At 40.9% G+C, this 11995-nt stretch carries 9 protein-coding genes; 8 read left to right on the top strand and 1 reads right to left on the bottom strand.

Annotated features, from left to right (window positions below; translation table 11 throughout):
• The first annotated feature begins 155 nt into the window (after positions 1–155).
• The 4 genes from P2W82_RS08510 to P2W82_RS08495 all read left to right on the top strand — a co-directional run bounded on the left by P2W82_RS08510 (position 156) and on the right by P2W82_RS08495 (position 5638).
• A complete protein-coding gene (locus P2W82_RS08510) occupies positions 156–1058 on the top strand; it encodes a dioxygenase family protein (protein ID WP_336515444.1) in 903 nt (300 codons plus the stop codon).
• 2 nt (positions 1059–1060) lie between these two features.
• Positions 1061–1975 (top strand): amidohydrolase family protein, encoded by a 915-nt coding sequence (locus tag P2W82_RS08505; protein WP_336515443.1) that lies wholly within the window; start codon positions 1061–1063, stop codon positions 1973–1975.
• Positions 1976–2266: 291 nt separating this feature from the next.
• Positions 2267–2905 (top strand): c-type cytochrome, encoded by a 639-nt coding sequence (locus P2W82_RS08500; RefSeq protein WP_336515442.1) that lies wholly within the window; start codon positions 2267–2269, stop codon positions 2903–2905.
• A gap of 531 nt (positions 2906–3436) precedes the next feature.
• Entirely contained in the window at positions 3437–5638 is a 2202-nt protein-coding gene (locus P2W82_RS08495) for a sensor histidine kinase (RefSeq protein ID WP_336515441.1), read from the top strand.
• A gap of 265 nt (positions 5639–5903) precedes the next feature.
• Here P2W82_RS08495 and P2W82_RS08490 read toward each other — a convergent pair whose 3' ends face one another.
• Positions 5904–6299 (bottom strand): DoxX family protein, encoded by a 396-nt coding sequence (locus tag P2W82_RS08490; protein ID WP_336515440.1) that lies wholly within the window; start codon positions 6297–6299, stop codon positions 5904–5906.
• 173 nt (positions 6300–6472) lie between these two features.
• Between P2W82_RS08490 and P2W82_RS08485 the strand changes: the two genes are divergently transcribed.
• The 4 genes from P2W82_RS08485 (at position 6473) to P2W82_RS08470 (ending at position 11877) form a co-directional block, all read left to right on the top strand.
• Positions 6473–7186, top strand: coding sequence for a sugar phosphate isomerase/epimerase family protein (locus tag P2W82_RS08485; RefSeq protein WP_336515439.1), 714 nt, complete (start codon positions 6473–6475; stop codon positions 7184–7186).
• Positions 7187–7198: 12 nt separating this feature from the next.
• Positions 7199–7408: a hypothetical protein gene (locus tag P2W82_RS08480; protein ID WP_336515438.1), complete on the top strand. Its 210-nt coding sequence runs from the start codon at positions 7199–7201 to the stop codon at positions 7406–7408.
• A gap of 359 nt (positions 7409–7767) precedes the next feature.
• Positions 7768–11151 carry a two-component regulator propeller domain-containing protein gene (locus P2W82_RS08475; RefSeq protein ID WP_336515437.1) on the top strand — a complete coding sequence of 1128 codons (3384 nt, stop codon included), beginning with the start codon at positions 7768–7770 and terminating at the stop codon, positions 11149–11151.
• 159 nt (positions 11152–11310) lie between these two features.
• On the top strand, positions 11311–11877 hold the full coding sequence (locus P2W82_RS08470; protein WP_336515436.1) for a DUF4142 domain-containing protein: 567 nt from the start codon (positions 11311–11313) through the stop codon (positions 11875–11877).
• Positions 11878–11995 lie beyond the last annotated feature (118 nt).

Here is an 11995-nt window from a genome sequence, read left to right as displayed (position 1 = left end):
AATTTTGAAGATGAACAGTATTTAACGTCATACTCCTTCACACAATCCCTGCCTATATAAATTGTTTCTTTCTGATTGCATACTCCGGATTCTCCTTTGAAAAAAATCATGTTGCTGACGATGAAGAATAGTTTATCACTTAAAACTTACAGCATATGAAACGCAGGGATTTTATCTTCAACTCCGGTCTGTCGGTTATCGCCGTCTCATCTTCCGGATTTATTCATTTCGATGGTCAGAAATTCATCGGCGATTGCGAAACGACGACAGATATACTGGGCCCATTTTACCGACCCGATAGCCCGGTACGAAGCAGTCTTGTTTTCCCCGGCGCTAAAGGAACTCCGGTCGAATTGAGTGGTAAGATCCGACATACGGATTGTGTCACGCCGTATGTAAATGCAAAAGTGGAATTATGGCATTGCGATAGTGAAGGTCAGTATGACAATTCCACTCAGGAGTTTCGTTACAGGGGTACAGTATTTACTGATGATAAAGGCAATTATAAATTCAATACCATGATGCCGGTGCCTTATGGCGGCGTTGGGTTTATACGTCCTGCTCATTTTCACCTGATGGTGACAGCAAAAGGTTATATGCCACTCGTTACACAATTGTATTTTGAAGGAGATGAGCATATCAAGGACGATCCTGCTTCAAGCGCCGCTACATCAAAAAGCAGGATACTTAAAGTACAAAAACTGAAATCCGGTAGCCAGAAAATTGTATATAATGTAAGCATGACCACCAACCTTGTCCCGGAATCTGCCTCGCTTGATAAACTAACGGGAACGTATACCGATATTTCGGATGCGAATAAGAAAATGGAGATTTTTAAAAAGGATAACACTTTGTGGATAAAAAATGAGGTGTTTGGTGAAGGTTATAAATACATTGGAGAAAATAGTTTTGAATCGCCCGGAATGCCCGATGGCAGCTACGAAAAGTTATCATTTGTATTGAAGCCGGAAGGAGTAATCCAGATGACGATTGAAAGCAAATGGGGTAATAAGAGATCCCCGATCAGTATTTTTCTGAAAGATAAATCAGCCACCTGAAGATGTTGACCCTGCAAAAGAATTTACTGCTTTTGATTTTTTCATTGACCTCATTGTTTGTTTCTGCGCAAACAAGGATCATTGATATGCATTTGCATTCTTATTTTGATAAGGATTGGGGAGCGCGCGAGAATGTACCTGATTTTTATGGGAAGAAAGGCGCGGCTAACGCTGGGGCGCACAGAATTGAGACCTTTGCCGCCCTTAAAAAATTAAACATTCTGAAAGCTGTGGTAAGCGGACACCCGGAAAGCGTTGATGAATGGGTTGAAAAAGACAGCAGCCATCGATTGATTCGTGGTATCCTTATGTTTAGTCCGGATGACTATGGTCTTGATTCGGTAAAATTTGAAAAACTGGTGCAGGAGAAAAAGATTGAAATATTCGGAGAGATCGCACCATATTATTCCGGTGGAACTTTAAGCGATGCCGGATGGAAACCCTATCTGCGGATTTGCGAAAAGTATAATATTCCCGTGGCAGTCCATTCCGGTGGCGGAGATCCTGGCGGTACTTACTCCTGGTCTCCGAAGGCGAGACTTAGTTTGGGTGATCCATATTTAATTGAAGATGTACTGGTGGAATTTCCAAAACTCAGGATATATCTGATGCACGCAGGTGCGGAAGATTGGCACGAACACGCGTTAAGATTGATGGCTTACTATCCTCAGTTATATACTGATATCGCAGTGATGTTATGGGTGGAACCAAATGCACAGAGATCAGTAAAAATATTTCTTCGGAATGCCAAAGAAGCAGGTTATCTCAACAAAGTGATGTTTGGTTCGGATCAGATGATCTGGCCATATTCGATTGAAAAATCTGTTCAGTTTCTGAATAGTCTGGATTTCCTTACGAAAAAGGACAAGGAGGATATTTTTTATAACAATGCGGAAAGGTTTTTAAATAGTAAGTAGTACGTAGTGAGTAGGAAGGAGGGAATGATTTAGGTGATAATGACTCCAATATTTCCCAGGCTGAACTGTAGTTTTATTTCAGAAAGGTTTGAAAATAAAATATTGGAATTTTCCGGAATCTTCCTAACTTCTGTGCATAAAGACTTCGCTGCAAAACAATCGATGTGATTACTGCTAACTAAGGGATGCTTTTTATCGATGCCTTTTGTACCCCCTGTTATTTCAAAATGATAATTTAATCGTTGCCCTGACGAGGTTGGTAAACCATTCCATACAATAAAGTCAATCATTATGAACAAGCACGCAATGTTCGTCGGCGGCTGCCTGGTAGTGGCGGCATTCAGCATTTATGGCTGTTCCGGATCCAAGACGGAAGAACCTAAACCCGAAGAAGAAGTCAAAGCTGTAGCAGCAGAAAAACCTCAATTCGGTGGCTTTAATTCGCAGGTCGAGTGGGGTGAACACCTGGTAACGATCGGTGGTTGCAACGATTGCCATACGCCGAAAAAAATGACCCCACAGGGCCCGGTCGATGATTCTTCTCTTATGTTATCCGGCCATCCGGAAAACATGCCGGCTCCTGCTGTTGATCGTAAGCAGATGGAGTCAAAAGGATTGGTGGTTACCGCAACCTTTACTTCTTGGGTGGGGCCATGGGGTATTACGTATTCAGCCAACCTCACTCCCGATTCATCCGGAACGGGCAACTGGACCGAAGAGCAGTTTTTGTATGCATTACGCAATATGACCAGCAAGGGTCTGAAAGGGTCTCGTCCGCTGCTGCCACCTATGGCTATGATGCCTGTAAAGCATATGACGGATGATGAACTCAAGGCGATTTTCGCTTATCTCAGAACTATTAAACCGGTCAAAAATCATTCTGTCCAACCTACGCCACCAGCCTTAACTCCTAAATCCAGACCTGCCTAACCAGAAATTCCTTGCTTTTATTTCAAGATTGCAGGGATTTTTTAAAAATGGACCATAGGAAATTTTTTCGCCAGGTATCCGATACTTGCAAGTATCGGATACCTGGTTGTTTTTAGCAGAAACAATTTAACCCGATTGCCACTTTTAAAAAAAGGGAAAATACTTTTCAGAGACAGATTATTCTGCATGTAATGCGATGTTTTACACTTTGATCGAAAAGAAGTTTGCATTTCTTCTCCGCATTTACTTACCTGCACCAGTACCCGATAACCAGTTGGTAAATCAATCACAGAATGTAGCTTATCGACAATTGTTTCGGAAAATTCTGTTCTTCGGTGATTACAATATCGTTGAGCCTGCATTTTTTGATAATGAAATTCACCGGTATTATGCAAGCGGATTCGTATTGTTATTATATTACAAGTGAATATTAAACACAAGGGTAACCAAAACTTTATTCTGTTGAGTCTGCCTATGCTATTACGGGTGTATCGGTTTCGAGGGGATGGAGTTTTCTGTAAGTCTTACCTTATGCGGAACCGTTATGTCTCCGCTGCGGCACGTTTTACCCTTTCTTTATTTCTTTGTTCTTTTTATTCAGGTATATATTCCCAGGAACAGGGAGTGCTGATCACTCCTTCAATGTTCAATAATATCCAGGAAGTTTTTATTGGCGGAATGGATGGCTGGCATTTCAGGAAAGGAAATGATATCTCATGGGCAGCAAAAGATTTTGATGACGATGATTGGGCGAAGCTCAGTCCGCTGGATCTACGTACCGATATGGCTGAGAACGGAAGGCTTGAGGGTTGGCTAAGATTCAGATTTATTCCCGATACTTCATTTGGTAATATTCTGTTAGGATTAAGGTATTATAACTGGGCGGCTGCGGATCTTTATCTGGATGGTGTTCTTGTAAGTCGATTGGGAAGTACCGGAGCGGATGGCAGACACTTTCATGAATTCAATCCATTAAATAAGTTGCCCATTCCTGTTAAAATGGAAAAAGGCATCAGTCATGTTATTGCCGTTCATATCAGGGACACCGTTGTTGGCTTTCCAAACCGAATTTTAAGACTTGAACAAACTGAAGGTGAGGCTTTCCTGAGATTAACAGGTCCACTCTATAACAATGCACTGGCCAGGCATATAAATGAATGGAAGATTTATTATACAGCGTTAATTGCTGTTTGCGCAATACTGAGTTTATTATTCTGGTTGATTTATATTCAGAACAATAAAGAAAAGAATTTTTTCTCTATTGCACTTTGTACCAGTTTTCTGACTTTTTCCATCCTTTCCTACGCAACGTCGGAGAATGGCAATAACACGTATTCTGCCTATCAAAACTATCGTTACCTTTTCGAAATATTTATCGCCTTGAGTTTATGGATGATGGTAATTATCATCGGCCAGGTGTTTCATAGCCGGATCGTTGCACCTATCCGGATAATTCTTGCTGGATTGTTATTGCTCGGCATCTTTAATATGTTTTTCCCTGATGCTACTCTTCGTAATATACTCGTTGCAACAGTACTCGGAATCTGTGTATGGTATATTGCGACTTCCTGGAAAAAACTACGTGGTGCACAATGGGCGATAATAGTTGGAATGGTACTGACGCTTTTCTGGATCGCAGTTTTTGTTTATTTCAGTTCAAGGTACAGGGTTCAGATATTTCCGCACGCACTGAAATTTGTTTCTGCTATTTACCTTTCATTTCCCTTAGGACTATTGTTTTATGTAAGCTTCCGATTCAGGGAAATCATTAGTGAAGTAAGGAGAAATGCGGAGGAAATCGTGAGGCTTTCTGAAGAAAAAAAGGAAGTCGCTTTACATCAGCAGCGCCTGCTGGAAGAAGAGGTTGCCCGGCAAACTTCGGAACTCAGGGCAACTGTTGAACATCTCCGGTCAACACAAAGCCAATTGATTCAATCGGAGAAAATGGCTTCACTCGGTCAGCTGACTGCCGGTATAGCTCATGAAATTCAGAATCCATTGAATTTCGTAAATAATTTTTCCGACCTGAACGGTGATTTACTGCAGGAGATGAAGGAGGAAATATCGAAAGGTAATTTTGGAGAAATCGAACTTATAGCGACTGATGTTATCTCCAATGAAAAAAAGATCAATCACCACGGTAAAAGAGCTGATTCCATTGTGAAGGGAATGCTTCAGCACAGTCGTGGTGGAAGCGGACAGAAAATGCCGATGGATATTAACAAATTTGTCGACGAATATTTGCGTCTCGCATACCATGGCTATCGTGGAAAGGACAATAGTTTCCAGGCAGCAATTACATCAGATCTACAGGAAGGTATTGGTGAAATGGTTATTGTACCGCAGGACATCGGTCGCGCATTGGTTAATGTTTTCAATAATGCATTTTATTCTGTCAGTCAAAAAGGCAAAAACTCCACAGATGAAGAATCGATCACAGATGATGAAGGCTATTTACCAACAGTGAAAGTAAGTACCAGAAAAATTTTTAATCGCATTGAGATTTCAATCAGTGATAATGGAGAGGGTATACCTGAAAAAATAATTGATAAAATATTTCAACCATTTTTTACAACAAAACCAACGGGTATAGGAACGGGGCTGGGTCTATCGATTGCTTACGATATCATTCATGCACACCAGGGGGAAATAAATGTCAATAGTATGCCGGGCGAAGGGGCGGAATTTATTATCGTGTTACCGATCACTCAGCAGGGATTGCTGATTAAGTGAGGACTGGTGGGGTTCATCGCTGTTAGTTGTTAGTTTTTCATTCTTCGTTTTTCGTTATTCGTTGAATCGCTGCGTTTTGCAGAAATGCAGAAACGAAGGATAAAAAGTTTAAACCGTAAAAGAACGTTAGCCAGGTGCGAGGTATTTCACGCTTTGACTATTACATACGTACGGACACTGACGCCAAAATTTCCAGTAATTCAAAATTGAATGTGATTCGCACATGTAACAGCAGACACCGACTGCGAGGTAATATTTCTGAGAGTTATAATGCTGCGCTCAGGTTTGCACGATCAAGCCTTACAATTGCAAGCAAAACGAATATCAGCAGAAAATTAAATTCGATACCATTTCTACCACCCCCTACAACAAACCAGCCGTCTTTCAGATGAACCATAAAAATGCCGACTACCAGTATCAGGAGCGTGATGATGCATGCAGCGATAATAAAGCGATTTACTAAAAGACAGATTGCACAAACGACGTGGGATAGTTTGATGATCCATGCAAGCAGCACGCCAACAGGAGCAAAGCCTGCTTCATTGAGGTAAAGTTTTCCGAAGTCATTGATGCCGTTGTTGAACATCCCTGGAACGCTATGTACCAGCAGGATGACGGCTACGGGAAAACGTAGCAGGAACGATGCTGTTATCATTTTCATAACCATGCATATTGTTTTGAATGCAGAAATATACTTAGCTAAAATCCAATATTTATCGCCAATCAGCAAAACTATTATGGAGCCCGGCCTTTCTGCATTCAGATGAATGAAAAATTTCCTGATCAGGGTTGAAAAGCAAAGTTTTCTTCATATCTTCTTTCAAAATTTTTCAAATGTCATCCTCGAGACGCTCCTTTATCAGAAACGGTTTGGCCGGTACGCTCGCATTGCCGTTAGTCCCGCAATTCCACCTGGATTCAGAAGACAAAATTGAAGCCGCCGGCAGAATAAAGCTCAGTATCTCATCTTATTCGTACTGGCATTTCCGGGGTGAAAAATACCCGATCAGGAAGGTTATCGATGAAGCAGCAAAACTTGGTGTCGAGGGTATCGATATTCTTCACAGACAAATGGATGGTGATGATAACAAATACATCCAGGATCTGAAAAAGCATGCATTTGAAAATGGCATCACCTTTACCTGTTTGTCTATTCATCAGAGTTTTGTTTCGCCGGATAAAGCATTCCTGAAAAAAGAAATCGATCATACAAAAAAATGTATCGAACTGGCCGCGAGGATGGGCATTCCTTGTCTGCGATTAAATTCAGGACGTTGGAATACGATTAAATCTTTTGATGACCTGATGAAGAACCGCGGTATTGAACCGGTATTACCAGGATATACTGAAGATGACGGATTCAAATGGTGTATTGACAGCATTCAGCAGTGTCTGCCCGCTGCGGAAGAATTTGGTGTATTGATGGCTTTGGAAAATCACTGGGGTCTTTGTTCAACGCCGGAAGGGCAGTTGCGAATAAAGAAAGCAATTGATTCTCCCTGGTTTGGCATCATGATGGACACCGGGAATTTCCTCGAGAATCCTTAAAGCAAACTGGAGATGCTTGCACCATATACGCAGTTTGTACAGGCGAAAACATATTACGGTGGTGGTGAATGGTATAGTCTCGATCTCGATTACAAACGAATCTTCTCCATCCTGAAAAAAGTAAATTACCAGGGGTATTTGTCGCTGGAGTTTGAAGGCAGAGAAGATCCTGCAACAGCGGTGCCGAAGAGTATTGCGATGTTGAGGGAAGCGATGATGTAAGAGCAGCAGTGAGCAGGTAGCAGACCACGCAGAGTTCCGGTATTTTATATGTTTCTGTTTTCTGTCACTGTTCAGCTGAGGTAATTGAACTTCGTCGTTAGGGAGGATGATATTTTTTTTAACGGGTATGCATTTTTTTAATCACCTTACAAACATGCAAATTTTATGTGCTTTTAATATCGTTCAGGAGCCGGGTTTGTGTTTTTTCTTTCCGGCAATTCGTGAGCAGATATTTATCCGAATTCTTCTTCTGTCAAATTGAGGGATTACATTAAATTTAGTGATATGTAGGCCGAAAAGTATTCGCATTTCTTTTGTTCGCGGTTAATCCTGTACCCAGGCATTTTTCAAAAATGTTTATGGGCAGAATCCGGTTTAATTTGACGATTGGTTTGCTTCTTCAGGTAACGATTGCAGAGGCCCAGCCCGTTATTTTTCATAGAGTTCTTCCGCCGGAAGGAAAAACTTTTGAACATGTTACTTCGATTACTCAGGATAAGACCGGCTTTCTATGGCTGGCAACAAAAAGGGGATTGTATCGATATGATGGGTATCGTTATTCCACTTACAAAAATAATTCGCACGATCAGAATTCCATAGTAAGCGATGCGCTGGAGGCAGTAGTTTGTGACAGTTCCGGAAATATCTGGATCGGTACCGGAGATAAAGGTCTCGACAAACTGGATCCTGTTACAGGGATATTCACACATTTCCGTTTTGAGGCCAATGATTCCGCAACACTTCCGAGCGATGGAATAAGAAAACTATTCGTTTCCAAAGATGGCGTTTTATGGATTGGTACTACGCAGGGACTATGTCGTTTTGATACTGCCAAATCAAAATTTATTCGATACTTAAACAATCCATCCGATTCGACAAGTATAAGTTGTAATGATATCACAAACATTTTTGAAGACAGACGGGGAACTCTTTGGATAGCAACCGGCAGCGTGTATAATCAGAAACTGAAAGCGGAAGAAGGGGGGCTCAATCGCATGGATAGAAAAACGGGGAGATTCAAAAAGTTTGTAAACCATCCGGGAGATACAACTTCTCTTACTGATAATAGAGTAAAGGCGATGGAAGAAGACAGGTACGGAAATTTCTGGATAGGCACTGCCGGCGACGGACTACATATCATGGACAGGGAAAAGGGAACTTTTCGACGATTTCCATACGATCCGCATCATCCCGAAAAACTGAGTCGGCCTCGTTTAAACAAATATTTTTACCAATATGATCATATCAGCTTTATCAACGAGGATGTGAATGGCGGCATATGGATTGGCACAACTGAATCAGGACTGAATTATTACGATCCTGTAAAAAAGAAAATAATTCATTTTGAATCTATAAAAGATACTGCGAATAATTATGGCGACCGTACTGCCTGGGCTTCATTCAACACTAAAGAAGGTATTACATGGATATCCGGACTTTCGGGTAAGCTTTACCGTGCCCAGACTTCAACATGGAGTATTCCGTTTGAAAATAAACTCATAAAGGATGTAAGTTCCTTTTATGAAGACAATGATGGTACATTGTGGATCGGTTCATATGAAGAAGGTCTTTTGCACACAGATTCATCATTTCGTATTCTTCATCATTACAGAGATGGACATGGACATCCGGACTCGTTAGGTAGTCTTACGGTTTCAGCACTTAAGGGAGATCATTTGGGCAACCTTTGGATTGGTACGGAATATGGTCTTGATAAGCTTGACAAAAAGACCGGAATTTTTAAACACTTCAGGCATAATCCATCGGTGGCTGGGTCATTAGGTAATAACCTGGTCAGAGTTATTTATGAAGATCGCCAGAACAGGTTATGGGTCGGCACACATCTTGGATTAAACCTTATGTTTCCAGGCCCCGATACATTCAGACAATATATTTTTTTTCCTGGCGATACCAATGTTATCGGGCAAAACTTTATTTCGGCTATTGTTCAGACTAAAGATGGAAAAATATGGATCGGTAGTACGATGGGGGGAGGAATTCATCTGCTCGATACACAAGGAAACGAAATCCGAAGTTACCTTATAGGAAATTCAATTGTAGGATTATTTGAAGATAGTGCCGGCACAGTATGGGGTGGGGGTAATAACTTCTACCAGTTTGATAAGACTACTGACAGTTTTTACCAATTTTCCGACCCCATGTCGACGTCAGAAATCACAAATGCAAATTCTCTCATTAACGATAATAATGGTGCCATCTGGTTAGCAAACCCTGACGGCATTAAGATGATCGATATGCGAGCGAAAAAATCCGCTGATTACGGCAGTAAATTTAATGTGAATGCCTACGGCTTCAATTATGGATCAAGTTACCGAACACGAAATGGAAAAATATTTTTCGGACATGCTGAAGGATTTTATCATTTCTTTCCTGGAGATCCTGGAAAAGGGATACCACCCCCAATAATTGCTTTAACCGACTTCAGACTCGCTAATAATACTGTACAATCAAGTAGTGCAGAAATTCTGACTGCGCCACTCTCAGAATCAAAAATGATTACGCTGAATTATAATCAGAATATTTTTTCAATTGATTTCGCCGTTATCGACTATAATTTTCCTGAATCAAATCAGGTGTTGTACATGCTGGAGCATTATGACAATGCCTGGAGAACATCAGGATTGGATCACAGGGGTTATTACTTCAATATTCCACCAGGTGAATATGTGTTTCATGTGAAGGGTTCAAATGGCTATGGTATCTGGGCTGAAAAAACAATCAAAATTATTATCCGTCCTCCCTGGTGGAGAACCTGGTGGGCATATTTGCTTTTCGCGATTACAATTTTCGGCATCATCTGGAGTATTGTCTACTTCCGATCATATCAACTAAGGAAAGAAAATAGAAAACTGGAGGAGAAAGTTGCGCGACGAACTGCACAACTTCAGCAATCACTGGATGAACTAAAGTCTACGCAGAAACAATTGATACAGTCTGAAAAAATGGCGAGCCTGGGTGAGCTTACTGCCGGCATCGCACATGAAATACAGAACCCGTTGAATTTTGTAAACAATTTTTCTGAAGTGAGTAGTGAATTGCTTGAAGAGGCAGGAGTAAGCAGGAAGGAGGCCGGAGAAAACAGCCCGGCAGTAGATGAATTGCTTTCTGAGGTCAAAGAAAATCTCACCAAAATAAACTTCCACGGCAAACGTGCAGATGCCATTGTAAAAGGTATGTTGCAGCATAGTCGCGCAGGAACAGGTCAGAAAGAACCAACAGATATCAATGCGCTGGCAGAAGAATATTTACAACTTGCCTATCATGGATACAGGGGTAAAGGTGCTCAGCCGTATGCAGATAACCTGGCAGAAATAAAACTTAAAACTGATAAGGATGTATCTATTGAAAAAATCAACATTGTTCCACAGGATATCGGGCGTGTGTTATTGAATTTATACAACAATGCGTTTTATGCAGTGTGTGAAAGGAAAAAAGTGGAAGGCAATGAATTCGTTCCGGTAGTTGAGTTGACAACAAAAAAAATAAATGATATTGTCGAAATAAGGATCAGAGACAACGGCGGAGGTATTCCCGAAAGAGTACTCGAAAAAGTTTTTCAACCTTTCTTTACCACCAAACCAACCGGCACCGGGACGGGTCTGGGTTTGTCACTTTCATATGATATAATTAAAGCACATGGTGGGGAAATTCAAATAAACAACGAGCCCGGAAGAGGCGTGGAGTTCATTGTTGTTCTTTCAATGCATAGCCACCTGGTTTGATTTTTGTAGAAATAAACCACTACAATGCATCAAAATTCCACATAGTGCGGATGTTTCTCCTTCCTTTTTTAATATCGGTCTTTTCACGCTATATATTGATGAGTATTTTCCTGGTTACGTGGCATGAATTTTAAACAACCTGAATTAAAATTTCGACAAATGAAACAGACCGCGTTATTCTTATTAATCGGCTCTTCCGTATTGTTTGCATGTAACAACCAGTCTGATCCGGTTGAAAAAGCAGACTCGACCAACGAAGTAAAGCAAGAGCAAACCAACACAGATACTAAATCAGTTGAGAATACCAGCAACTTTCTCGTTAAAGCAGCCGATGGTGGCTTAACTGAAGTAGAAGCTGGTAAAGTAGGTGAGCAAAAAGCTACCCATAAGGAGGTAAAAGATTTCGCAAAAATGATGGTTGATGACCATTCCGGCGCAAACGCAGAAGTTAAAAAACTGGCTGCAGCTTTGAATGTTACGCTTCCTTCAGCGCCATCTGAAGAAAATCAGAAAGATGTAGCAAAACTCAATGAAAAAAGCGCCAAAGATTTTGACAAGGATTTTATGGACCAGATGGTGAAGGATCATAAAAAAACAATCGACCTGTTTAAAGATGCAAGCGATGATGATATGAATGCAGATGTAAAAGCATTTGTGAACAGCACCATTCCAAAATTGCAGGCACATCTGGATGCAGCCGAAGCAATCCGTAAAAAATTAAAATAATTGACATAGTATTCTATCCATAAAAGAGGCTGTCTCAAAAGTAAAATGAGGCAGCTTTTTTTATTTTCAGTTTTGGATATAGGTTTATACACAATTGAGCTGTATAAAAAGGAGGTTA

Origin of the sequence: Pollutibacter soli (assembly GCA_029269725.1) — a bacterium.
GTDB lineage: Bacteria > Bacteroidota > Bacteroidia > Chitinophagales > Chitinophagaceae > Pollutibacter > Pollutibacter soli.
This window is presented reverse-complemented; position numbering and strand designations above follow the sequence as displayed.